At 46.6% G+C, this 25,270-nt stretch carries 25 protein-coding genes; 3 read left to right on the top strand and 22 right to left on the bottom strand.

What is annotated here, in order from left to right; translation table 11 throughout:
* Positions 1-22: 22 nt before the first annotated feature.
* From pqqE to pqqA, 5 genes are read right to left on the bottom strand one after another with little or no spacing between them, the layout of a single operon-like run.
* A complete protein-coding gene (gene pqqE / locus E6W40_RS09205) occupies positions 23-1,132 on the bottom strand; it encodes a pyrroloquinoline quinone biosynthesis protein PqqE (protein ID WP_136605208.1) in 1,110 nt (369 codons plus the stop codon).
* Entirely contained in the window at positions 1,123-1,401 is a 279-nt protein-coding gene (gene pqqD, locus E6W40_RS09200) for a pyrroloquinoline quinone biosynthesis peptide chaperone PqqD (RefSeq protein WP_136605207.1), read from the bottom strand. Before pqqD ends, pqqE begins: the two co-directional genes overlap by 10 nt.
* A complete protein-coding gene (gene pqqC, locus E6W40_RS09195; RefSeq protein ID WP_136605206.1) occupies positions 1,398-2,108 on the bottom strand; it encodes a pyrroloquinoline-quinone synthase PqqC in 711 nt (236 codons plus the stop codon). The genes pqqD and pqqC overlap by 4 nt, the downstream gene beginning before the upstream one ends.
* 2 nt (positions 2,109-2,110) lie before the next feature.
* Positions 2,111-3,028, bottom strand: coding sequence for a pyrroloquinoline quinone biosynthesis protein PqqB (pqqB, locus tag E6W40_RS09190; protein ID WP_136606916.1), 918 nt, complete (start codon positions 3,026-3,028; stop codon positions 2,111-2,113).
* A gap of 55 nt (positions 3,029-3,083) precedes the next feature.
* Positions 3,084-3,155: a pyrroloquinoline quinone precursor peptide PqqA gene (pqqA, locus tag E6W40_RS30450; RefSeq protein WP_136606915.1), complete on the bottom strand. Its 72-nt coding sequence runs from the start codon at positions 3,153-3,155 to the stop codon at positions 3,084-3,086.
* 209 nt (positions 3,156-3,364) lie between these two features.
* Between pqqA and E6W40_RS09180 the strand changes: the two genes are divergently transcribed.
* On the top strand, positions 3,365-3,808 hold the full coding sequence (locus E6W40_RS09180) for a WGxxGxxG family protein (protein ID WP_136605205.1): 444 nt from the start codon (positions 3,365-3,367) through the stop codon (positions 3,806-3,808).
* Between the two features lie 91 nt (positions 3,809-3,899).
* On the opposite strand, the gene E6W40_RS09175 is transcribed toward E6W40_RS09180, so the two are convergent.
* The 8 genes from E6W40_RS09175 to E6W40_RS09140 form a co-directional block, all read right to left on the bottom strand.
* A complete protein-coding gene (locus E6W40_RS09175) occupies positions 3,900-5,027 on the bottom strand; it encodes a carboxypeptidase-like regulatory domain-containing protein (RefSeq protein WP_136605204.1) in 1,128 nt (375 codons plus the stop codon).
* A gap of 96 nt (positions 5,028-5,123) precedes the next feature.
* Positions 5,124-6,869: a pyrroloquinoline quinone-dependent dehydrogenase gene (locus tag E6W40_RS09170; RefSeq protein WP_136605203.1), complete on the bottom strand. Its 1,746-nt coding sequence runs from the start codon at positions 6,867-6,869 to the stop codon at positions 5,124-5,126.
* Between the two features lie 175 nt (positions 6,870-7,044).
* Positions 7,045-7,518, bottom strand: coding sequence for a DUF7002 family protein (locus E6W40_RS09165; protein WP_425464941.1), 474 nt, complete (start codon positions 7,516-7,518; stop codon positions 7,045-7,047).
* A gap of 49 nt (positions 7,519-7,567) precedes the next feature.
* On the bottom strand, positions 7,568-9,571 hold the full coding sequence (locus tag E6W40_RS09160; RefSeq protein ID WP_136605201.1) for a Na+/H+ antiporter: 2,004 nt from the start codon (positions 9,569-9,571) through the stop codon (positions 7,568-7,570).
* 175 nt (positions 9,572-9,746) lie between these two features.
* Positions 9,747-10,478, bottom strand: coding sequence for a metallophosphoesterase family protein (locus tag E6W40_RS09155; RefSeq protein ID WP_281281475.1), 732 nt, complete (start codon positions 10,476-10,478; stop codon positions 9,747-9,749).
* A 175-nt stretch (positions 10,479-10,653) separates the two neighbouring features.
* Entirely contained in the window at positions 10,654-10,920 is a 267-nt protein-coding gene (locus E6W40_RS09150; RefSeq protein ID WP_136605199.1) for a hypothetical protein, read from the bottom strand.
* A gap of 227 nt (positions 10,921-11,147) precedes the next feature.
* Positions 11,148-11,606: a hypothetical protein gene (locus tag E6W40_RS09145; RefSeq protein WP_136605198.1), complete on the bottom strand. Its 459-nt coding sequence runs from the start codon at positions 11,604-11,606 to the stop codon at positions 11,148-11,150.
* Positions 11,607-11,727: 121 nt separating this feature from the next.
* Positions 11,728-12,138: an LSm family protein gene (locus E6W40_RS09140; protein ID WP_136605197.1), complete on the bottom strand. Its 411-nt coding sequence runs from the start codon at positions 12,136-12,138 to the stop codon at positions 11,728-11,730.
* Between the two features lie 275 nt (positions 12,139-12,413).
* Between E6W40_RS09140 and E6W40_RS09135 the strand changes: the two genes are divergently transcribed.
* A complete protein-coding gene (locus E6W40_RS09135) occupies positions 12,414-13,253 on the top strand; it encodes a DegV family protein (protein ID WP_136605196.1) in 840 nt (279 codons plus the stop codon).
* A 146-nt stretch (positions 13,254-13,399) separates the two neighbouring features.
* On the opposite strand, the gene E6W40_RS09130 is transcribed toward E6W40_RS09135, so the two are convergent.
* Positions 13,400-15,343, bottom strand: coding sequence for a glycoside hydrolase family 127 protein (locus tag E6W40_RS09130; protein ID WP_136605195.1), 1,944 nt, complete (start codon positions 15,341-15,343; stop codon positions 13,400-13,402).
* Positions 15,344-15,533: 190 nt separating this feature from the next.
* On the opposite strand from E6W40_RS09130, the gene E6W40_RS09125 reads away from it, so the two are divergent.
* Complete coding sequence (locus E6W40_RS09125) at positions 15,534-16,424, top strand: helix-turn-helix domain-containing protein (RefSeq protein ID WP_136605194.1); 891 nt, start codon at positions 15,534-15,536, stop codon at positions 16,422-16,424.
* A gap of 33 nt (positions 16,425-16,457) precedes the next feature.
* Here the strand turns inward: E6W40_RS09125 and E6W40_RS09120 are convergent, their stop codons facing one another.
* From E6W40_RS09120 to E6W40_RS09085, 8 genes are all read right to left on the bottom strand, one after another.
* The gene (locus E6W40_RS09120) at positions 16,458-17,561 is read right to left on the bottom strand and encodes a Gfo/Idh/MocA family protein (RefSeq protein WP_136605193.1); all 1,104 of its coding nucleotides are present in this window, start codon (positions 17,559-17,561) and stop codon (positions 16,458-16,460) included.
* A 30-nt stretch (positions 17,562-17,591) separates the two neighbouring features.
* Positions 17,592-18,311 (bottom strand): ThuA domain-containing protein, encoded by a 720-nt coding sequence (locus E6W40_RS09115; protein ID WP_136605192.1) that lies wholly within the window; start codon positions 18,309-18,311, stop codon positions 17,592-17,594.
* 39 nt (positions 18,312-18,350) lie between these two features.
* Complete coding sequence (locus E6W40_RS09110; RefSeq protein ID WP_136605191.1) at positions 18,351-19,511, bottom strand: Gfo/Idh/MocA family protein; 1,161 nt, start codon at positions 19,509-19,511, stop codon at positions 18,351-18,353.
* A 39-nt stretch (positions 19,512-19,550) separates the two neighbouring features.
* Positions 19,551-20,633, bottom strand: coding sequence for a LacI family DNA-binding transcriptional regulator (locus tag E6W40_RS09105; RefSeq protein WP_425464917.1), 1,083 nt, complete (start codon positions 20,631-20,633; stop codon positions 19,551-19,553).
* Positions 20,634-20,808: 175 nt separating this feature from the next.
* On the bottom strand, positions 20,809-21,921 hold the full coding sequence (locus tag E6W40_RS09100; protein WP_136605190.1) for a DNA alkylation repair protein: 1,113 nt from the start codon (positions 21,919-21,921) through the stop codon (positions 20,809-20,811).
* A gap of 242 nt (positions 21,922-22,163) precedes the next feature.
* Entirely contained in the window at positions 22,164-23,867 is a 1,704-nt protein-coding gene (locus E6W40_RS09095; RefSeq protein ID WP_136605189.1) for an alpha-keto acid decarboxylase family protein, read from the bottom strand.
* A gap of 202 nt (positions 23,868-24,069) precedes the next feature.
* Positions 24,070-24,543: a DMT family transporter gene (locus tag E6W40_RS09090; RefSeq protein ID WP_136605188.1), complete on the bottom strand. Its 474-nt coding sequence runs from the start codon at positions 24,541-24,543 to the stop codon at positions 24,070-24,072.
* 25 nt (positions 24,544-24,568) lie between these two features.
* Positions 24,569-25,267 (bottom strand): Crp/Fnr family transcriptional regulator, encoded by a 699-nt coding sequence (locus tag E6W40_RS09085; protein WP_136605187.1) that lies wholly within the window; start codon positions 25,265-25,267, stop codon positions 24,569-24,571.
* Positions 25,268-25,270 lie beyond the last annotated feature (3 nt).

Raw genomic sequence — 25,270 nt, 5'->3', positions numbered from 1 at the left:
TCCTCCGTTTATGGTTACCTGCTCACCTGCTGCGATAAGAGTATGAGGGCAAAAGCCGATTAGGATCGGAGTCGGAACGGTAAGCGTCTTTTTCGTTCATGGAGGCGACGAAATCGGTGACCAGATGATGATGAGGCGAAAACTTACATACCGGATCTGCTTGACTGGAGTCGCCTGTCAATAGATATGCTTGACAACGGCAGCCCCCAAAATCCCGAAAACGGTGTTCACAATTTCGGCAGGGCTCTGTCATCCAGTCGAGTCCGCGATAGGCGCGAAAAGAGGCAGAATCCTCCCAAATCCATTTTAAACTCTTCTCTTTCACGGATTCGAATGTCATCGTTTGGATATCGGATGCCGCGGTACAGGGCAGTACTTTTCCATCAGGCGTCACCGTCATGGATAGTTTCCCCCATCCTCCCATACAAGGTTTGGGGAACTCCTCATAATAATCCGGGATTACCCAGATCAGTTCGATCTTGTTGTCAAAGCGTTCTTTTGCACGTACATAAGCCTCTTCAGCGCCTGTGAGCTGCTCCCTTGTTGGAAGCAAGTGCTGGCGGTTTATAAGAGCCCAGCCATAATACTGGGTGTTGGCTAGCTCGAGCCGCTCCGCTCCCCACGACACGCAAAGCTCGATTATATTCTCCACCAAATGTATGTTTTGCCTGTGCAGTACAACGTTCATATGTAAAGGGAGACCCGCAGCACGTATCCATTTCGCGGTTCTTTTTTTGAATTCGTGTGCATGGGAGCCTGCAATCGAATCAGCGAGGTCAGCCGTTGGAGCTTGCATGCTTAATTGAATACTGTCAATCCCTGCGCTTGCCAACTGCCGGATACGGTTTTCAGTGACTCCGACACCGCTTGTAATTAAATTTACAAAAAGACCTAACTCGCGGGCTCGCTCAATAAGCTGGTTTACGTCTGGCCGCAAAAGCGGCTCCCCGCCCGTAAGATGAACCTGTACTATCCCCATGTCGCTTGCTTCTTCCAATACTTTGATCCACTCCCGAGTCGTAAGTTCATGTTCCCTTTTTTGGAGCTCGATCGGATTCGAGCAATACACGCAGTGCAGGGGACAACGATGTGTAAGCTCCGCCGTAAGCGCATAGGGTATGCTTACTTCCATATTTCCACCCACCCTCTGTCTGTCGCTTGTGTCAGAAAGTCCAGAATATCCGTTTTCAGTTCCGGTTGATTGTATTTGGTCTCCAGTTCCCCAATGATTTGTGAAACAGTCCGCTCACCATCGCATAACCAAAGAATCGCTCCGGCGGTAGGGTTCAGATGAACGACCCGTTCGGGAAGAAGAAGCAAATCGGTTTGCCTTGTTTTGTCAAATTTTATCCGAGCCGGGCTGCGCAGCCGGAGCCGCTCCGATAGCTCCCATTGTATCATCGCTCGTCCTCCATATTTGGATATGCCAAGCTTAACGCATCAAGAAGGGCCCACAGTACGTCGCATTTGAACTGAAGTGCGGCGATGGTTTGATCTTGATCCATGCGATCTTTGCATTCGCGCAATACGAGTTCAAGTCCGTGATCCGCATCGCGTGGCGCCTGGTGCAGCCTGGATTGGAAATACTCCAGCCCTTCCGGTTGTATCCATGGATACAGCTGTTCAAACACTGCGATTCTGTGGGAAATGAGAATAGGTGCAAACATTTCCGTTAATGAGGAAGCAACGGCTACGAGCCAAGGTTGATTACGGCAGAAGTTCACGTAGGCATCCACCGCGAAACGAACGCCCGGCAGCACATGACGCTCATCCAGCATTTCCTCTCTAGGGATCCCTACAGCTTCGCCAAGACGAATCCAGGCTTCGATTCCACCTTCATTACCCGTTGTCCCATCGTGGTCCATGATACGCTGAATCCATTTGCGCCGATCTTCACTCGTCGGGAGTTTGGACAGAATGAGAGCATCTTTGACCGGGATGTTCTTTTGATAATAAAATCGATTCGCAACCCAAGCTCGAAGCTGCTCCGGACTTAACTTTCCCTCATGCATCCGTATGTGATAGGGGTGTTTATCGTGGTATCGTAATTCCCCGACTTGCCTTAACCTCATTGTTAATTCTTCGTTGGACAATAAATAAGCGTTCAAATTTAAACCTCCAATTCCAAACCGTCATAACTAACCTCAATGCCCAGCTGCCTGAGGCGAAGATTCTCCTGAGAGTCTTCGTCAAGAATCGGATTGGTATTATTGATGTGAATATAAATTTTACGATCTGCAGATACCTTGGCAAAGCGCTCAAGGCTGCCACTCGGACCGGTAATGGGGATATGCCCCATATCTGCCGCAACCAGCTCGGAGATGTTTAAACGGTTAAGTTCATCCGAATGCCAAAAGGTTCCGTCCATGAAAACGCAGTCCGCATGTTCCAGTTGTTGTTCCAGCTCTTCCGTCCATTGTTCGACTCCGGGCGCATATATGGCCGTCCCCCCCGTACTTTGATCCACGATTCGATATCCGATTACCCAAGGGGAAGATGGCACAGTACTCTTATTTTCATGAATGGAAGCGTATCGCGGAGGCTTGCTGCCTAAATAAAACGGATATACGATTACTCTTCCCCCAAAAAGTGGCAAAGATTCATCAGGCCTCGCTGCCAACCATCGAAATTTCGCATAGGGTTCGAGCATTTTTCGAACAGGAAATTGCTCTTGAAGGGCATTGAGTACAGGAGGCGCCGCGTAAACCTCCAATTCCGCAGATTCTCTCAACTGAAGTAATCCGATTGTATGATCCAGTTCCGCATCGGTAAGCAGCACCCCTAATACAGGCGTATTTCGTATCCTTAAACCCGGCTGAAGCTCGGCATGGGATTCAATTTGCGAACGCACATCCGGGGTCGCGTTAAATAAATACCATTTTTCCCCATTATCGCTAAGGGCCAGGGAATTATGCATTCGGTTGTAAAATGAACGGTCATTCGACCGGACACGGCGGCAGTTAGGGCAGTCACAATTCCATTGCGGAAAACCTCCTCCTGCCGCTGATCCCAGCACCTTCAAGAACATGTTCTTCCCCCCTAAAAAATAGATGCCGGATTGCTCCGGCATATGGTTGATGACTTTACTTTTGATACGCATATGCAGTAACTTCGGCGCATACTTCAATGACTTCAAACTCAGGCTTAACCCACATTCCCTCACCCCCCGGAGATCCTGCTATCCATCTGTATAAGGAGAAAAAAACTGAGAATCATTGTTATATCCTATGTTTCTGTTTGGCGTTCTATAACAATGAAACCCCCTTCGCCTATTCGGCCAGTTCGCTAGGATTGTATAAGACCGGAAGCGATGTCACACACTAATTGCAAGGAATAAAAATCACACACCAAAGGTAGGTACCCTATGAAAAGACAAATCAAAGGCGGCTTATTGGTCGCAGGCTTGTCCTTGATGTTGGCGGTTCCAGCCTATGCGCATACAGCGGCAGAGGATGGCGGCAATGGCGGAATGGGTAACGGCATGGGAACCGCGAAAACGAACAACGGTTCTAACTATAAAGTAAACGAGGTGGGGACAGGACCAAACTATGATGTAAGCGTCTATGGAACAAGTACGGGAAGCCAGTATTTGAATACGAAGAATCGAATGATTGATACAGGAAGGATGGAAACAACCAACTATAACGGCAATCGGCCGGATATGCTGTCGAACTCCACAGACCGTGGGCTGCACACGAATTCAACCACAACTAATCGAGGTGTCGGCAGTTGGGGATGGCTTGGTCTACTCGGTTTATTCGGACTTGCGGGAATGCGGAACAAAAATTCGGATCGCGAACGCAGTTAACTCATAAAAACTTAATTGTAGGATAGAAAAAGCCCTGACAATGCGTTATTGTCAGGGCTTTTGAAGGACGGTTTCAATATCAAGGTTTCTGCTACATAAATGGCTTAATATTCTTCGGGTCTTCTTCGACTGCCTCGATATAGTTAGGAGGAAGAGTGTCTCCCCCGTATAATCTGCCCTCAACAAATTTAGAGGCTGTTGTTTCGAAAAAGGCCGGCTCTTGCTCCCATACTTTTTTCGAGACCGTAAGGATGAAACTTCCATGTTTGTCCGGAATTGAGACAGAGTACGGGACGTCTTTAGGCACATTCAATCCTACCAATACCCCGGTGTACATAGCTCCCGCTGATGTGACGCTGACCAGGGCCGGAGGTGCATCGACGAGGACCGTACCTGTTCGTGGTAAAGTTATGTCGATCTCAACGCTCGTATTTTCAGGCATCTTAAACACTTTGCCTTTGGGCAGCGTGTATCGCTTGGTTCCGAGCGTTACCGATAAATTCGTTTCTTCATCTTCGGGCCAATAGTAAATGGAATAGCGTCCCTCCCGATCTGTGGGAGTCGATTTTCCAAATCCCTCCCCCAAATCCCGGTCGAACCAAACAACCGCATGCTCAACAGGTTTACCGTCCGCGTCCTTGATAACCCCGCCCATTCGGTATTTATCCACTTGGAAATAAGATACCACATCACCCTTGGCGGGAATGATCTGCCCGTGTACTTGAACCTTTGAAGCATCCGCAGGAAAGTCTTCGACCCTTATCACTCGAATAGGATAATACACGCTGACTGCCGCCGAGGCAGCTTGGAGTTCCTTGGACATCACTTCAGTAAGATGCTTTCCGGAAACGGTCGCTTGGTCAAGTGAAGCTACATTGACTTTGATGTCAGACAGAAGGCTCTGGTCAATGTTCAACCGGAATGATCCGTCCCGGCCAGTTACGACCTGATTCGAGCTGTTCGTTATGTGCAGAATGCCATTCACGACGGGCTGATTATCTAGAAGCAGCTTTCCTTTCACAGAGGCTATATGGGATCCGTCCGCTTTCCACTGTTTAAGCGGTACATGAGGTTGATCGATGTCTAATCGAACGATGTGTTTCGTCCCCGATGGCAATAACGGAGACGTTGCAGAGGCCGACTGCGGCGGTTTCACCGTACAACCGGCAAGGTATGCGGCCAGTAAGAGAAGAATTGGCGCATTATAAAAGAACTTCATCGGTTCATTTCTTACTCCTTTCTAACGGCTTTGCAAAATGCGGTCTGAAATGCAAACAGGGTAATGCTTGGAATAGCCTTACCCTGTCTTCCATATCTATTTTTTCTGGTGCGCATTCGTATCTTCGGCGGTGCCGGCTTTGCCTTGCGTTTTGTCTCCACCGAGCCCAAACACGAAAACTTGGGGGGTTACACCACCGGTCGTGAAGGTAATGTATTGTTTATCGTCTACTGTAAAAATCGCCGGTGCAGCTTGAACGCTGTTGCCCGTTGTTTGAAAAGTCCAAATCACTTTTCCTGATTTGATATCAAGTGCGTTAATTTTCCCGTCTAACTCACCATAGAAGGCCAACCCGGCTACGGTACTCGTGAACCCCCCGCGCATCGGGTCTTTCGTCTTGACTTGATATGCTTTTTTCCCTGTGTTTACATCCATGGCGGTGATTGTCCCGAAAGCTACGTCGTTTTGGGCCGCCAATGTTGTCGTACCAAATGCGGCAGCTCCCGGCGCGTCAGGCGTGGACGCTTCATCCTGATTTTTCGCCGACTTCAGGAGAGCCCCCTGTTCAATACCCGGAATCAGCACGTAATTGGTCTTGGGATCATACGTTTCGGGGGCATAGTTTTCCCCGCCAAGCACGCCCGGATAAACGGTTACGCCTTCCGGCGTCGGTTTCGGATGATCGATCTTGGCAAAAGGAATGCCATCCCAGACCACTTTCCCCGTTTTCGCATCCCATGCAAACCATTGTCCCGACTTCCCGCCCTGAACAACGATTTTTTGTTTCTTCCCTTTTACGGTTGCATTCAGGATCATCGGCGAAGCAGCGGCATCATAATCCCAGAGGTCGTGGCTAATTTCCTGCTTCGCCCAGATCAGCTTGCCCGTTGATGCATTGACGGCAACAACCGAGTCTGTGTAAGGGTTGTCTCCCGGCCTAGATTCGCCGTAAAAATTTGGTGCGGGGTTGCCGACCGCAAAATACATGATTCCCGTCTCTTCGTCAATGGCCGGAGGATTCCATACTGCCCCCCCGCCTTGGAACTTACTGTTTGCCAGCCAGTCTTGGCCTTTGGGAGGAACTGTCCAGAATGGCGTATCCCATGCGGGCGTCAAATCGCTCGCTTTGTAAGCATTCACGAAACCACGGATGCCATTATCGCCGCCACTGCTGCCGATATAAATATTTCCCTTATAATACACGGGAGCCGTTGTCTCGTAATACCCGTTTTCCAAAGTTACTCCTTTGACGGAGTCGGAGATCGGCACCATTTTGACGAGTTTGCCTGTCTTCTGATCCAAGGAAACGATTTGATTGTCCACGGTGAGCATGAATACTTTGCCTTCGCCAACGGCGACACCCCGGTTTGCAATGATCCCTGCCTTGCTGAAGTTTGCGGCCTGTTCCGCGGAAGGCTTCCAGTGCCAGATCGGTCCGCCCGTTACGGCATCGAAGGCGAAAACCTGATTTCCTGCTGTGGTAATATACACAACACCATCAACGACAACAGGGTAGCATTGGTTTCCGTTCTTCACGTCCTTGTCCAGCGCCTTGAGATCCGCGCTCCAAATCATTCCCAAATCTTTCACGTTCTCGGCGGTGACTTCTTTATAAGGCACATGACGTGTATTTTTTAAATCAAAGCCATATGTACCAAAGTTTTTAAAAGAAGTTCCCGTGACCTTTCCTGGTTCTGCAGGTGTTGGTGTGCTCTCAGAAGGATTAGGTGCAGGGGCAGGTTCGGTTTTATTGGCATTCTTGTCCGTGCTTGTACTGCAAGCGCTCAATGCAAGACTTGTGCTCAAAATAGCAATCCCAATCTTTATGCGAGTTTTTTTCATTGGAGAAATCCCCTTTTGTAATATTCAGACACTTTTTTAAGGTAATATGTCCATCATTGTTGGTAAAAATTCAAAATATGTACCTTTATTACTTATTTGCGTGATCTTGGAATGCCGAAACGAATTAACTCAGCCTTTGGTATTGCGTAAATGCTCCTTTTCCTCAACATTTGTTTTATACAATAAACAATTCCGACAACGGCTTTGCAAGCTGCTGCCAACGCTCGGGTATCATCTTGCTATCCTCAACATAGATGGAGCGTAAATATTTCGTGATATGTTTCACCTGCTCCTCAATGAGCACCTCGCGTATTTCAGACGGGATTACAGGCACCGTGTGATTTCTTTTGATCTTGAATTCATCCAAGGGCAAAAACATATCCGGACTCTTTTTATATGTACAATGCTTCGGGAATCGCGGCGAGCTCCCTGAGTCGTATTTGGATAACTTCACCGCTGGATAATGATCCAGCATCAGAGAATACGCATCGAGTTCCAAAACGGCAAACATTTCACCCGGTTCTCTACGGGTGTAAGTGTCGAGCATTTTTTGACAATCCTTCAGAGTAGGCCAAAAAAACACATGCCTGTCCAGCGCTGCCCGAAATTGTTCCAAGGTCCATGGAGCATCCATCATGCTCTCAGGAATTGCTTGGGGCTGAAGTGATGGTCGTTATCACCTGTTCTCGATTAAGCATTTAATGCTCCGTTTCTTCATCATGAACTGTCTGCGTCTCATAGACATGGCCTTCGTGATAATTCACGTCCACCCGAAGCGTGTTGGCCAGGGTACGGCTGATGTCACCTCGTTCGTACAAATTCTGAATTTCATTACGCTCTGCCTGAATTGCTTTAAGTTCAAGCTCCCTTCGTTCCACGCTGAGCTTCTTGCCTGATTCACTCGCGAAAGTATCATTCACAAGCTGAAGCTCCAGACTTTGGTAATCAGCAATGATGGTTTGAATCGTATCCTGATTGCCGGCTGTCTCCAATTCCTTGACTCGGTGGATTGCTGCACGGACAGCTTCAAGCTTAAGTGCTTTATAAGCTCCCCATGTGGGATGGGACTTATTGAATTTTTTATCCTTCCGTTTGAACCTGATTAACATCCGCTGCAAGGTTGCCCAACCCAAAATCAGCAGCTTTTTCCACTTGAATCGGGTCGTCAGCAGCATCTCAATCTTGCTGAGGGAGGTTTGGAATTTATCAACCAGTATAGGGGAAATCCGTTCTTCCCGAAGCCATTTTTCAGCAACCTTTTTTTCCGCATGTAATCCTTCCAACCTGATGTTCAAAGCCTCTTTCCAGGCATCTCCAAGTTCTGTTTTATTTTTCAGTTTGGCGAGCTGCAGTCTATAGGTGTAAGAAGAGATCAGGCTCATTCCCTCCTGGGTATTCTCGTCATTCATCTCCTCACGGATTGCATTTAAACCGGCTTCCAGTACTCTGACCCGAGCCGTTCGTTCAATTTCCTCCAACTCATTCGGATCCGCTTTTGTGTCGCGCGTGAGTATTGGCAGCAAGGCGCTAGCAACAATGAGCGTGATCAGGATAACACCCGAGCATATAAATAGAATTAAGCTTCTCTCAGGAAACGGGCTGCTGTCGGCAAGAGTCAACGGTATGGAAAAAGCCGCAGATAACGTCAATGCTCCGCGGACACCAGATAAGGCTGTAAGAAGAGCTGCCCGGAAATGTCGGTTTGCCGCCCAGACCCATAGAAATCGCAAAAGAATCAACACTGCAGTAATCAGGACAATGTAACCGATGACTTGCCCATTATTATAAGCCGGATCTTTCCACACCTCAGATATAACGCCTGGTATTTCCAGCCCGAGCAATATAAATACAAGACCATTAAGTGAAAAAAGAATAACCGACCATGTGCTGTCCGATACGATGCGCAGTCGTGCTGATCCCCTTCTCATTTTATCCCGTTCGATTGCATGCGTTACTCCGGCCGCAACTACGGCTAAAATACCGGATACATGGAATTCTTCGGCGATCCAATAGATGATAAAGGGTGTCAGGATGATGATCAGCATATGCAGCGTTACGTCCTCCATCCCAAGTCTCCGCAGCTGCATTCGGATGCCAATAACCAGAAAACCAAGAAATGCGCCCACAATAATGCCACCTACGGCAATGACAAGAAAGCTGCCAATCGCTTTTGGCAATGAGAAATGTCCGGTCACGGTGGCTGCAATGGCAAAATTAAAAGCGACCAAACCGGAAGCGTCATTCATCAAGGCCTCGCCCTCGAGCAAACGCATAATTTTACCCGGAAGCTTCACCCTCCCTGAGAGTGAGCCGACGGCTACCGCATCCGTTGGAGATAAAATAGCCGCCAAAGCAAAGGCTGCCGACAGCGGTACCGCAGGGATCATCCAGTGAATGAACGGGCCTGCAATCAGAACGGTGGCAAAGACAAGCCCAAGCGCCAGCAGCAAAATACTGGAGCGGAGCTGCCACAACTCATCCCGCGGAGTAATCTTACCATCGTTAAAGAGCAGCGGCGCAATGAACAGCAGTAAGAACAGTTCCGGATTTAATGGGATATGATGCATTCCTGGCACAAATGTCGCAATGACGCCCAGTGCAATCTGTATTAATGGAACCGGGATTACGGGCAGGAAGTGATTGACCACATTGGAAATGCCTATAAGGATAAGCAATACAAGAACCATTAAAAAGATTTCCACTAGCCAATCCATCTCCTTTCATCATCTTAATTATGGATTTATTTACATTTATTTTGATCCATTTCAGCCAAGATCATTCCAGACATTCCATTACCCAGCAATTTGCTGATTAGACAAAAAGAAGACCCGCTCAAGAGCGGGTCTTCTTTTTGTGATTTATTCTATTCCCTGGAAGTTATACAGCATCAAAAAGGGAAGACTCTCCCTTTCTTATATAATGCATGGTATACTCGTCATCCTCACTGATTTCCAGGCAATTCAGCTGCTTACCGAACACACAGCCTCCATCGATCCCGATTTTATCACCCGCCGGACTGAACCAGATGTGTTCCGATTCATGCAGATAAATCACCGGAGTATGACCAAAAACAACCTTTTTATCCAACCCGGTCGGATTACTGTAAAAAGGATCCCTGATCCATATAAAATCATCATGAGGCTGCTTCCTCCAGTCTTCATACAATGGGTTAATCCCTGCATGGACAAAGATATGTGTGTCAGATTCATAATAAAAATCGAGGCTATTGATAAAATCCAAATGATGCATGTATTGGCTCTTGATGTATTTTTTCGCCTCCATAAATTTTTCCTTTTCCATTTCTTCACCGAAATAATCATGCCCACAGTAACTTTCGATGGTTTGGCGTGCACCGTTTCTGATCCATCTCGCATTCAGCTCTTCCGTATCTTTTATCAGGACATCATACATCATCTGGTCATGATTGCCTCGCAGTGTAATAACCCCATAATCTTCCTTTAATGCTTTGACCTTTTCAATAACCTCTCTACTGTTAGCGCCTCGATCCACATAATCTCCCAGCAGTACTAGTGTGTCCTCCGCAGGATCAAACTGGATTTTTTGTAAAAGCTGGTTAAACTCGCCGTAACAGCCATGAATATCACTAATCGCTAATGTTCTAATTGTAATCTCCCCCTCACATGTCGATCATTCGTCTACTATGAACCCTATAATATAATTATAACACCTGGCCCAGGATTGTGGGTATCTGGTGACCAAACGAATAAAAACCAACCCCACAGAGGAGTCGGTTTCATGAACAAATCATCGAATGTGCAGTGGTTTAAACGAGAGAATCCGGTTTATTCGTGCGGCTTTTCTTCATCACGGCAAAGAGTCCAATTACGCCGTACATTGGGATGACAAAGTAAAAAGCAATCGTCAGATAAAACAGTCCACTCGGGTTATTGTTCAATCCAAATGCAACCGCAAGTCCGATAAACAGCATCGCATTCATGAGGTTTGCAATTAAAATTTCATGTTTCTTTCCGAAAATTAATACTCCGATTAATGCAGCAGTGAACAATACAAGAATCAACGTGGTGATCATGGATAACTCCTCCTAATAACAATGATGCTTTATCATACGCTCAGATTTCGCATCGATTCACAATTTAGACACATTTAAGTTATTTCCAAGATACCACATTTAAACAAAAGTGAAAAGGCTTTCACGAAAAAATAGGTAAAGACAAACATAAATCATAGATTGATGTTTGAGTCTTTACCCATATGACTTCCAAAATGACAATGATCCGTTAGTAAAACTTACACATATTATTGGGATGTGAACGCGTCTTCAATGGATTTCAGATCATATTTATTTCTTATTTTGTAAACGCGGCTTTTATCTTTGGTTTTTTCAGGATTATAAATGGTTAAAAATTTATCGTCATATAGAGTGAGTAGTAATCTTCTTTCATTATCGACATGGATCATCATCCAGTACGACACCTTAAACCGAATATGCGATGAGTTCGTTTCTCTTAACTTCACTTTTGAGAAAGAAAACATTATTTCTGCTATTTCCTTCTTGTCTTTTACGATGATTTCTTGATCTGCCGACGATTCCATTCTGTTTATTTGAATAGAAGTAACTTCTTTACCTTTAATAATTCCGGTCGTTACTTCCCTCTCGAATGAAGTAAATAAACCAACGGTGTAAATAACCGTCCCAAACAAAGCCAATATGTAAAGAATAACGAACAAAGGAATGTATTTATCGTATTTTTTCATAACGCTTCTCCCTGTAATGTTCCGAATTTTCAAAAAGAAAACACCCTGAAGGAACGGATTACCCCCCTTTCCTCCGGATGCCCGATGCTTGAAATGATTGAGAAAAGCAGTCCATCTTGAACTATTTGAAAAATCCTCCCATCAAAGGCATGATCGTTCTCATCACATTCATTCCAATACGAATATGCGGGATCATTTGTCCGATGAAACCAAACATCCCTTTCCCATTACCGCCATTGCCACCGCCGGCTCTTACGCCTCCCGGACGGGTCGGACGGGCCGCACGGGCACGGGAAGAACCACCAAAGAATAGAGAACTTAACAGGCCAGAGACTTGGGCTTTGTCCCCGCTTCGCATGATTGCATCCGTCATCTTTGGGTCCGCCCGAAATCCGGATAAAGTCACACCATGCTGGTCTATCCCGCTCATCGTCCCTACATAATAGCTGCCATCTTTCAGTACCACCAGAACCGGTTTTCCCAACCACTTCGCTGATGATCTCTTTTTGCTCATCTTCTTTTTCGCAGGCATCCTCTTCACCTCAGAATTCATTTTATAAATAATAATGTATTCTGGTATGAGTGATATGCTTGTGCGTTTTGTCCATATATTATTTCATTAGATTCTAATTCCCCACAGCATGTGTTTCTCCTTGTTTTTATGGTATTTTATGGTGAATAGACTTCCTATCAATTATAAGGTAGAGTTAGTAGAACTCAATATATACAAGGTGAAGCTGCTTGGTAAAACAACATCTTGATTTTTGAGTATTCGTCCATCATGGACATAAAAGGAGCATCTGCTTTATGCCGATCAAGATTATTACCGACAGCGGTTCCGACCTGCCCCTTGAGTATATTGAGAAATTTAATATTTCCATTGTCAAGCTTGCGGTGCATTTTCACAATGAAAAGATGGATGACAATATGGATGCCTGCGAGTTTTATTCCAAAATGAAGGAATCCAAAGACCTGCCGACTACAGCTAGCCCGAGTCCAATGCAGTTCCTTGAGAAATTCAGGGAAGTTGAAGCAGGCACTGATATCCTTGTCATTAGCATGTCATCCAATATAAGCAGTACGTATCAGGCGGCAATGATCGCAAAAGAAATGTATGAGGAAGAAGGCCATACGAGCCGTGTTGAGGTTGTTGACTCCAAAACTTTCTCTGGCGGACTCTCTCTGCTTGTAGCCCTGGCCGCTAAGTGGTCCCAAACCAGCACATGTATACATGAATTAAAAGATAGAGTTCTTAAGCAGGTAAAGGATGTAAGCGCGTTCTTCACACTGGATACATTGGAGAATGTAATCAAGGGTGGACGTCTAAGCCGTCTATCCGGGGCGGTTGCTTCCGTACTCCATATTAAACTGTTGCTGAAAATCAGTGAAGATGGAACGGTTGAAGTCGTTGAGAAAAATCGAGGGTTCCAAAAAGCTTTGTCCAGTATTATGGCACGGCTGGAAGATAAACAGCATGACTATGAAAAGGGTATCCTTGCGATCGTGCACAGTAACTGTGAGAAGCGTGCACTCGAATTCAAAGAGCGAATCTTGGAAAAGCATCCGTTTAAAGAAATCCTCTTCTCCAACATGGGTCCAATTATGGGCGTGTACGCAGGGGAGGGTGGAATCGGAGTAGCCTTTTAAACGAACAGCCCTGATATAAAAAAGCTGACCACGGTGAATTCCGTAGTCAGCTTTTTTGAATCCGCGATTCATTCGTATCCCCTGCAGCCATTTCGTTAAATAGAACGAATGCTTCCTTGCCCAGCATCCCGAATCTTGATGATGTATTACATTTCATGCAGCCAAACGCGCATTTCTCCCTTTTCCCTGTTGCACCACGCATAATAAGGAATTGCCGTGATGGTCTGTGGACTCAGCTTGGGCGCTTCGGTCGTATATAATGCAGCTACAGGCTCCACCCGATAACCCTCAGCCGTGATTTTTACAATCCCATTCAAGAGATGTTCATCATAGTCAGCCTTCATATCGCTATCCTGGGGTAGCCGAAGAGCTGCCAAGTTGGCTCCGTTATCCGCTTCTTCCACACAATACACAACCGGACCGCGCTGCAGGGCGATTTGTCCCTGATTCATGGACACCAGCGGATTACTTCTTAGACGTTCTACTCGCATGGGCAATTCGATCGAAACGATATCATCATCATTCCATGTCCGGTGAATATACAGATACCCCTTCTCCAGATGTTCAAGCGAAGCCTCTTCCCCATTGATCTTAACTCTTGCATCCTTACACCAGCCCGGAATTCGTAAGGCAAGATTAAACTTCACAGCGTCTCCGGTATGGATCAGGAACTCAATGCTTCCATCCCATGGATACAGGTGGGTTTGGGAAATCTCAACCTCTGCGCCGGAAAGGGATGTTTTCATTTTCCCTGCGATATACAAATGCGCAAACAATGTATCTTCGGTTTGGCTGTATATATGATCTTCTACGGATGCAATCATTCGCGCCAGGTTTGGCGGGCAGCATGCACAGAAAAACCATTTTTGACGCTCCGTTTTGACATGTTCCTGATCTTTTCTGGCCTTTTGATAAGGATTCACTTCCAAGGGATTGACGTAAAAGAATCGTTTTCCGTCCAAATCCATTCCACTTAAGGTTCCATTGTAGAGGGCGCGCTCCAGAACATCCGCGTATTGCCGATCCGGCTCCAAACGCAGCATCCGGCTTGCCCAGAAAGCCAGTCCTACAGAAGCGCAGGTCTCACAATACATGCTGTCATTAGGCAGATCGTGATTACATGTGAATGCCTCCCCGTTAACTGCCGAACCGATCCCTGCCGTGATATACATTTTATGCTCCGTTACATCTTGCCAGAGAAGCTCACAGGTTTTCTTGAGCTCGGGGTCTCCGGTTATCGCTGCCAGATCGGCCATCGCAATATACAAATACATCGCCCGTACCGCATGCCCTACAGCTTCTGTCTGCTCCCTCACCGGTTGATGCGCTTGTTGGTATTCAAAACCCAGTCCAAAATTCACCTGATTCTCGTCATTCCATGTTGGTGCGGAGATCCTCTGCTTCCTATTTTCTTTTTCTTCCACAAAATAGACCGGATGCTGGCCGCGTTGATCAATAAAGTACCGGGCTAAATTTAAGTATGGTTCTTTTCCGGTTACTTCGTACAATTTGACGAGAGCAAGTTCGATCTCTTCATGCCCGGGATATCCTTTTAACTTTGCCTCTTCAGGGCCAAATACGCTGTCGATTAAAGCTACATACTTCTCGATGATGTCCAGTAATTCTGATTTGCCTGTCGTCTCATAATACGCCACAGCCGCTTCAATGAAATGGCCGGCGCAGTATAGCTCGTGGTTATCGCGAAGGTTCGTCCACCGGTTATCCGGTTCTTGCAACAAATAATAGGTGTTTAAGTATCCGTCCTCTCCTTGTGCACGGCCTAGTAATGCGATCAGCTCATCTGCCTCCTTTTCCAATAATGGATTGGGATGATCCCTTAAGCTGTAAGCTACGGTTTCGAGCCATTTCGCTACATCGCTGTCCTGAAACACGGTGCCGTAATATTCCCCGCTGGACTCGCCGGCGGCAATCCTGAAATTTTCTATCGCATGACTTGGTTCGGTATCCGGCAATTCATCATTTAATGCCTTCCATTGATATGGAATAACCTCTTCTGCGACGATATCCTTATATTTCTTCCAAAAATGATCTTCTACGATTGCATGCTTGACTGGCGTAATTAGTTTCATTATAGCAACCATCCTTTTCAAAATTTATATAACGCTTTCATTTCTTTGCCATTCACGGTAAAGTAAAATATAATCTTGCTATGACTGTCATTATCCTTGTTATGGTGATCATTTTAGCAGATCATTTTTTTAGTAGAAATCACTTATTCAAACCAACAGTTGCACAATTTCATACAAAAGGGGATGCATCATGACAACATCCGGTTATCTTTCCTTTCTTGTTCCTCCCTTTCCATATTTCATTGAAGGAAACATCACAACCTATCGCAAAGGCGACGTTCACCCGGATCGGTTCAAACTGGGATATTTTGATGTAATCATCGTTAAAAAGGGGATATTGTTTATAGGCGAAGAGGATCAGCAGTGGGAAATAACAGAGAATCATGCGTTGATTCTTGAACCGGACAAGCATCACTTTTCGATTGAAGCTTGCCCTGAAGAGACATCCTTTTATTGGTTTCATTTTCAAACACATAATCGTTGGAACGCTCAGCTGGAGCCTGCTTTCATGACAGGGAACTCATCCATTTCAAAGCTCCATTTTCATACCGAGAATACCACGGTCCATCTGCCCAAATTTCAGCGGGTTGCTTACCCACATGAGTTATTTAGAATTCTAGACCTATTAATGGCATCCACGCTTAAGCCTGGTAAGCTTGCATTATGGGAAACGCAGCAGACTTTTATGCAGGTTATCCAAAGTCTTGAACTGGGCGAGAACCAGAAGGATAGCTCCACCCAACTGGCGGAACAGGTTGAAATCTATCTGAGGCAAAATTTCAGCAACTCGATTACCAACCATGATCTGTCCACACATTTTCATGTGCATGAGAATTATTTGGCGAGATGCATGAAAGCCACCTATAACTGCACGCCGCTGGAGTATTTACTGCAGTATCGACTAGATCAAGGACGAAGCCTCTTAATCCAAACGGATGCATCCGTCCAGCGGATTACGGAAGACATCGGTTTTTCTCAGGTCAGCTATTTTTCGAGATGCTTCAAGCATAAATTCGGTTTATCGCCTCAGAATTACCGGAAGCAGTACCGGAAGCCATCGGATCCTAATGAATCACAATAAAAAACCCATTACATAAGTAATGGGTTTTTGACTTTAATCCAAAACGCCAAACGGTAAATGCTGCGGCATCGGCATCGGCCGTTCGCATGTGCTTTTCATCATATAATATCGGTCTTGCTCGGAAGAGTCATGGAAAGCATGCATCGCTTCAAGTACGTGATAACCAAGCTCACCATTTACGCGGTTGATCCTGCTGCCATTCAGCGCATAGACCATGTCGAGAACGCCAATCCCCCGAGAGTTCGCCGTATAACCGTGGGAAAGAGGTATCTCCTTCCAATCCGGTGAGTCATGACGCTTAAGCAGCACAGGGCCCCCAAAGGTATTTGGATCCGGAACATGAATCGTTCCCTGGCTTCCATAGATCTCAATCCACGGCAGATGGCTGTCACCAAATACATCAAAGGAAGTGATCATCGTTCCCACGACGCCGCTGTGAAAATCAAGAACCCCTGCCACATGGGTTGGCGTTTCCACAGGAATGACCTGTCCGAACTTTTTCTTGCTTGTAATCGTACGTTCCGGATAGGATATTTTCGCCATACCCGCCACGCGTTTAATAGGGCCCAGCATGGCAATTAAAGCAGTCAGATAATAAGGCCCCATATCAAACAGCGGTCCTCCGCCCTTGGCATAATAAAACTCCGGATCCGGATGCCAATGCTCATGCCCCCGGGACATCATAAAGGCGGTTGCAGCGACTGGCGTGCCAATCCACCCGTCCTCAATCAGTTTGATGCAGGTCTGGATTCCACCACCGAGAAAGGTGTCCGGAGCGCTGCCTACAAGCAGACTCTTCTCCTTCGCTTTGGCAAGGATCGCCTGACCTTCTTCCCGCGTAACCGCAAGCGGTTTTTCAACGTAGACATGTTTTCCTGCTTCTAATACTTGAAGGCAAACCTGACTATGCGCAGCGGGAATGGTAAGATTCACGACCAGCTCAATTTGCGGATCCGCGAGCAGTTCGGCTACCGTGCAGCCTTTGGGAATCCCGAACTCTTCAGCTCTTGCCTGTGCCCGATTAAGATCCAGATCAGCACAAGCGATAACATCGACTGCACTGAACATCCTCAGATTTTCAAAATAAATCCCGCTGATATTCCCGCAACCGATAATGCCTATATTTACTTTTCTCATGTACACGGACTCTCCAATCTATGTAGTCTATCAGACCTGACTATCCTGCATTCCGGTATATACGCCTTCCGCGCTCTGCTTCTCAGACTTTGATTTGCCTTCGGCAGCCCACATCAGGCCTCTGCGCATGATCTCCTTCACCGGAGGGAGCTCGATTACGTCCGCCTGATGTCCAAGTGAGCAATAGAACACCCGGCCAATGCCCCATCTCTTCGTCCAGACTACCGGCATATCAACGGCTTTATTGAATATATGAGGACCATCTGCAACCGGAAAACGAGTCGTAGCCAGCACTTCGATTGCCGGATCAATATGAAGATAATATTGCTCGGTGGATACATCAAAATCCTGAATGCCTTCCATCAGTGCGCTCGATGTATTGACGATATTAATGCGATGCGCTGTTCCGTCATTGCCGGGATGAGCCACCCAATTCCCACCCGTCATGAACTGCCAATCGACGTTGCTGCGGAAAGAATCGCACATACCGCCATGACAACCAGCCAAGCCAACGCCGCTTTGTACGGCTGCCGACACATTATTAACTCGGTCCTGACTGATTTCATCCATGGTCCACACCGGAACAATCAAGTCAAGCGATTTCAGCTTTTCCGCGTCATCAAAAGCCGCGAGTGTATTTGCCACTTCCACTGCATAACCCTCATTTTCCAATATCCCGCGGAATATCGCTGAGACTTCCTCGGGTTGGTGCCCGAGCCAGCCTCCCCAGACGATCAATGCCTTCTTCATAAGATGGACATCTCCTTTACAATCAAATATTGTTGTACCTTACAGCTCTTTCGTTTGTACCCAGCGTCTTTCGGTTATCGATAATTCCACGGCTTCAAGCACCTGCTGGCATTTTACGCCATCGGCGAAGTTAGGGACAGGCTGACGGTCTTCTTCAATAGCCTGCAGCAGCTCAACCGTTTCATGGATGAACGTGTGTTCAAAACCAATCGTATGACCTGGAGGCCACCAGGCTTCGGCGTAAGCATGCGCGGGATCTGTTGCGAGAATACGACGAAATCCCTGAACATCTTCGGCATCATCCGTGAAATATACCTGCAGCTCGTTCATCCGCTCGAAATCAAATTTCACACTGCCTTTGCTTCCATTGATCTCAAAGGAATTCGTACAGCGGTGACCTGCCGCGAAGCGTGTTGCCTCGAAGCTGCCCAAGGCTCCATTTCCAAAGCGGGCGAGGAACATCGTCGCATCGTCCACGGTAACTTCACCTTTTTCATTACTTTGACTCCCTTTGGCACTGAGCCCGCTCATCGATCCCGGAAGCGGGCGTTCTTTAATAAAGGTCTCACTCATTCCAATCACTTCTTCGATATCACCAATAAGATAATGGGCCAAATCGATGGTATGTGCACCCAGGTCGCCATGTGAACCTGATCCCGCTACATCCTTCTGCAAGCGCCATACAAGCGGGAAATCCGGATCCAAAATCCAGTCCTGCAAAAACCAGCCGCGGAAATGATAGATCTGTCCCAGACGGCCTTCCTGGATCAGTTTCCGGGCGAGCTGAACGGCAGGAGCAAAGCGGTAATTAAAACCAACCATATGCTTTACACCCGCGGCTTCTGCAGCTTCCAACATTTCTCGCGAATCCTTTAAGGACAGCGCGAGTGGCTTCTCGCAAAAAAGATGCTTTCCTGCTTTCGCAGCTGCCAACGTAATCTCTTTGTGCATATCACTAGGTGCGTTGATATCGATAAGATCAATGTCTTCACGTTGTACGAGCTCTTTCCAGTCAGTCACATATTCATTCCAGCCGAACTGCTTGGCAGCCTTGGATACTCCATCTGCATCACGTCCGCAAACAGCCTGCATCACTGGCTGAATTGTATTTGGAAAAAACATCGGAATATCCCGGTACGCATGACTATGTGCTTTCCCCATAAATTTGTATCCTACCATCCCCACATGAATCTGCTTCATCGATTTCCGTCCTCCTTTTCATTTACAACTCTATGAATCCTATGCCTGGTTACCCTTGCTTGATGAACGAACAATCAGTTTCGTCCCCAATTGGACCTGCTGCCGATGATCAAATGCGCCATCCATCTCAGAATCTTCTGATCCAGAATCCGATAGCAGCAGCTTGGCAGCCATCACCCCCATCTGGTAAAAAGGTACCGCGACACTCGTCAGCGGAGGATCCGTAATCCTCGCCGCGTCCGAATCATCGTATCCCGCAATGGCGACATCCTTGCCCGGAAGCACGCCCAAATCCCGAAAACCCTGCATCAGCCCGATCGCCATACGGTCATTCGCAGCAAAGACCGCTTCAATATGATCTTTATTGCAAAAGAAACGTGAAGCAGCCTCATATCCGCTTGTTCTGCTGTAATTCCCCGAATTCAGCCATTCTGGAGGAACCGCTTCAGTTATGCTTTTATCAGGGTTAAACAGTCCTGCTTCAGTCATCGCCCGTACATACCCCTTCAAACGATCCAAACTATTGGAGTATTGCGGCGGACCATTCAGAAAAGCAATCTTGCGGTATCCCTCATTAAGCAAATGCTTCACCGCTTCATAAGCACCTTGTTCATGATCTGCATCCACTTCAAGGAAATGCTCCCCCTCAAAATGCTGGTTCACCAGGCAAAATGGATGTCCCGCTTCTTCCAGTGCTTTCAAAGCTGTCCGTTCCTCAGGCGTATCCGTCGTACCCAGCAGAATACAAGCATCCACCTTTTGCGAGCGGAATAGATCCATGTAACCGTTCTCATGCCTGGGTTTCCGAAAAATCAGAAGCATGTCATATCCAAGCTCTCGTACCTGCTCTCCAATACCATTTAAAATCTCCGAGAAATAATAGGTTGAAAAAATATGCACTTTCGGTACATAAGGGAGAATCACTCCCAAATTCCCGCTTCGGCGGCGGGCAAAGCTTTGCGCAATGGCATTGGGATAATAGCCAAGAATCTCCGCGGCCTCCAGAACCTTTTGCTTCGTCTCTTCCCTCATCGGCCCCACATTGTTGAGTACGCGGGAGACTGTGGCTTCTGAGACTCCAGCCATCTCGGCAACCGCTTTTCGTGTAACGATATGGCTCACACCTTTGAAAAAAACTGTGGTTATTCAATTTAAATATCTATTATCAATTTTATGTACGCGCGTACATTATCACTCAACTCTTATCCGTATGTCAATAGTTTAAAGTAAAATAAAAGACATGAGGAATATGTCCCCGTGCCTTTTAAATACATCAATATTCGTGTGCGATTAGCCTTTATTGGGAAGCCTTGTCAAGGACGAGCATCGTTTCCGCGACTTCCTGTCCATTCACCAATAACACGATCCGGTGCTCTCCCGGGTAATGGCGCCGCGTCGTCAAATCTGCCCAACTGTGCTTGCGTTCTCCATTCAAGCCGGACCCTCCGGGAACGGTTTTATCAGACAGTAAAAATAATTTACGGGAGGTCTGTCCGTTCGCTTTCACAAAATATATCCCATATTCAATCCGAACACGGGCAGATGCCCCCTCACGGATGCGGAGCGCGTATTGCAGCACGCTGCCGCTGCCAATCGAGAGCATTTCAGGTTCAATAGACAAGCTTGCGGTCGCAGCAAGAGGATCGTCTTCGTCCGAATTCGCATAGCCAAAAAGCTCCAGAATTTCCGGATCAGCCTTGCGTATCAGGGTTCGGCAGGCATGCCTGACAATCCAGTTCGTATCGGCATTGCTGCCCAACCACCGTTTGGCAAGACTAATCACTACAGCAGGATGATCTTTAGCTATGTCATTGAGATTGTTGGCCACGCTTTTGCGGACATACAGCGAGGAATCCTCTTTCAACTGCTCCAAAATCATAAGCACAGGAGCAGGATCCTTCTTGAACATCGTCAGCGCTTGCCCCCATGGGAGACGAGGCCTGCATCCTTCACTTGCCAGACGCCTGACATGTTCACTCGGATGCTGCGACCAGTCCAGCATTTGCCGCATCATTCGTATCGGATCGTGGATAATGAACGATCTTACCGCAAATTCAGCAGATGACCTTTGGGTGAATCTCTCCAGAGCCGCCATGGAAAGACTCCAATGCTCTTCCGTCAGTCCATAAACCTCTACGAAATCCGGAAAAAATAAGTATCGAAATCCGACGCATTTCTCATCAATTTGAAACAGTACACCTACGGCATCTTCATAAGCTGACGGCAAAAATTCACCCAGCGTTTCGCTGATCCGGCGGGTTCTCGCTTTTAACGCAAGCTCTTCCCATGTATCATCCATGATTTTTGTTATAAATCCTTCGATCTCAAAAGCGGAGTATGCTTCTTTAACCTTTTCCCCGAAATCCCGAAAAAAATCCCGGTTATACATCGATTTTAATGCGTCAGCCATAAGATTCCCCCTTATCTACTTTGTCCGAAAAAAGAACGCCGTTGTCTAAATATAATAGAAATGCATCATCCTCTGCAAGAATGTCGGCACTCATCATTGAGTTCAGCTCGTACCGCCCTCCGTTAAGACGAGATGAAAAAAAACCGTTGCCCGGTGAAATACAATGACCGAACAACGGGGAATTCTTGATTTGCCTGAAAGACATGCTGTTATATATCAAATCCAGAACCATGTATTACACTCTAGCTGCGCTGCTTTTCCTGCTGCTCCATATAATCGCGCATCTTATGCATATAATCCGGAGCATCCATGGGATCGCTTGCGATCATTTCGATGATGCATAACCTGCTGCTGCACTCGGTTTCCGCACGGGTGATCGCCTCATCCAATTCCTTATTGGTGCACACGGTGACCGTATAAGCATCCCCTCCGAATGCCTCTGCCAGCTTGGTATAAGACCACTTCGGAATCTTATTATATGTCTGGTTTTCGGTTTTCACATTTAAGTACTTTTCGATCGTATACCCATCATTATTCAGAACAAAAATGACCGGCTTACAGCCATAATACAGCATCGAGCTAATCTCCTGGGCTGTAAGCTGCAGAGAACCATCCCCTGTAAAAAGCAGCACCCTCCGCGCTGGAGCCGCAATACAGGCACCATATGCCGATGGTGTCGCATAGCCGATGGACTGCCAACCACCTTCGGCAATATATGTCACAGCATGTGGAAGTTTAACCTGTGCCATTCCGTAAAAAAAGGTACCCGTCTCCGCTACAACGACATCCCCTTCTTTCAGCATCCGCTGAAAACGCGGATAATAGGATACGGCTGAGAGTGGATCATCAGGATTACCTGCCATCATGTCGTATGGGTACTGCCCCTTCGCAACTGTATCTTGCTGCTTATATCCTGTATTCTGTAATGCCAGCAGTATATCTTCCGCAAGCACATTCGGGTACTCCGCCTCCCCAACCTTAACCTTGTCCGGCTGAATATTAACCATCTGAAGTGGATTCAGTTTCGCCGTAAAGTTAGTCGTATTGGTATCCGCCCATACTAATCCTACAGCAATAACACAATCCGCTTTTTCTACCGTTTCACGCACCTCAGGGCTGCCGAAAGCGCCGCCGTACATTCCTATAAATAACGGATGGCTTTCATCAAACGCCCCTTTTCCGAACATGGTGGATGCTACCGGCACATTCATCGATTCAGCAAGCTTGCGTACATATTCCTCCAGATGGAAACGCTGCGTTTTGACATCAGCCAATATCACCGTTTTTTGAGCCGAGTGTAACATCTGTTTAAAATGATCCAGAGCAGCCTGCTGCGTACCCGGATTTGTTTTTGGTTTTGGCATAGCGGCTTCATGATGAGCCATGACCTGCTTCGTGACCAGATCGTCCGCAACGACAAGATAGACTGGTTTCTTCTTCTGCTTTGCGATTTGGATGGCATTTGGAATTTCGATCGCTGCATTCTCTGGTGTAATGACCGCTGTATAGGCCGTGATCGGTTCGTAGACTTTGCGGAACGCATCATAATTTCCATCCATTAACGTATGATGCATTAGCTTACGCTCTTTCTGAGCCATATCCGGCGGAGAGCCCACAATGTGAATGATGGGCACATGTTCGCTATTGGCTCCAGCAATCGCATTACAAGCACTCATTTCTCCGACGCCAAACGTTGTAATCAATGCCGATATTCCTTTTATTCTAGCGTAGGCATCGGCAGCATATCCCGAATTCAGCTCATTCCGGCCATTGATAAAACGTATGCCTGCAGATCTCTCAAGCGCATCAAGCAACGTGAAATTATAATCGCCGGGCACGCCAAAAATCTCCGTGATTCCCACCTGCTTCAGACAATCGAAAAGGTAATCTCCTACCGTCTTCTGTATCGTTGACCCTGCTAGATTCTTATTTTTTGTATTTTCCATGTTGAAAGCCTCCCTTATCCGGTTCGCGAGTCATATTCTGTATAACATTACCCTTTCTTGGAAAGATTATTCGATTGGCCAACATACGTCTTGTGCTAGTGGTTCCGCGGGGGCACAAAAAAATGATAGTGCAGGCTTGAAGCAGCCGCTCTATCATCTTCTTTAAAATATTTGTGAATAATCTACTAAACCTGTAGTATTCTTATCCGACCAACCCCTGTTCATTCGCCGTTCTTTTCTCACGTCCACCAACCTTAAATACAATGATACCGCAAACAACGACCAATACCCCGATCAGCTGCTTGAAAGTAAAGTCGACTTTCTCCAGTCCGAGCCAGCCCATCGAATCAAATAATAAAGCAAAACCAAGCTGCGCACACATGCTGATCGAAACGGCAAACGTAGGCCCGAGACGATTGATCCCCTGCACCATACAGGTTACGACGCCAACACCGATCAATCCGCTGAAGCAAAACCAGAGCTTCAAATGATGCAAAGCAAACATTGCAGAACCTTCAAACACCAAGCCGAGCGTAAAGGAAGCTGCAAAGCCCAGACCCAGCACCAAAGTTGTTGTGGTCCAGGATCCCACATGAATATTCACTTTATTATTAAATATATTTTGCAAACTAACGAGTGAACCGGCCAACAAGGCTAGTAAAAGTCCCGAAATCATTATTTTATCTCCCCTACCCAATCATTTATTCGTAGATACTATGACCCGCGATTGTGATTAACCGCTCTCTGTCCTTAATATGAATGAAGCCTTTGCCACGTTCAAGAATCCCTTCATTGCAAAGCTGTAAAATGACCCGGTTGAGATGCCTGTAGCTCGTTCCGATCAGGTTCGCCGCATCCCGTAACTCGGATGTGCTTAGATGACCTCTGAACAAAACGTCAGTTGGATCAAAGGATACCGACAGGATGTAACTGGCGAGTCTTACTTCTACCGGATACATGAGATTAAAACTAAGCGCATTCGATTTCATATAGAACTTTCCCGTAATAATTTTCAGTAAAAATTGGAGCAGTGGCATATGATCCTTTCCATACATGTTCACCCACTGATGATGAATCCCAATCATATATACGGGAGATACGGCTTCAACCGTGTTGATAAAATCCGCTTCTTGAACGTATTCAACATCACCGATCACTTCGAGTGCTGTTTTAAAAGAGATGATCAGCGTTTTACCTTCCGTAGAAGTGTTGTATACTTTGATTTTTCCTTTAACGAGAACATATAAATAATGTGCAGGCTCGCCTTGAGAGCATATGAATTCCCCTTGTCCAAAGCTGTACAAGCACATATGCGGGATCAGCGGCTCATTAAAAATGTCCTGCAATTGATGAATGTGCATATACTCTGCCAATAGCGAGCGATCTTTTATTTCTTTCATGAC

Source organism: Paenibacillus dokdonensis (assembly GCF_004916975.1).
Classification (GTDB): Bacteria; Bacillota; Bacilli; order Paenibacillales; family Paenibacillaceae; genus Paenibacillus_AQ; species Paenibacillus_AQ dokdonensis.
The sequence above is the reverse complement of the archived record's forward strand: the minus strand, read 5'-3'. Positions and strand labels throughout refer to the sequence as shown.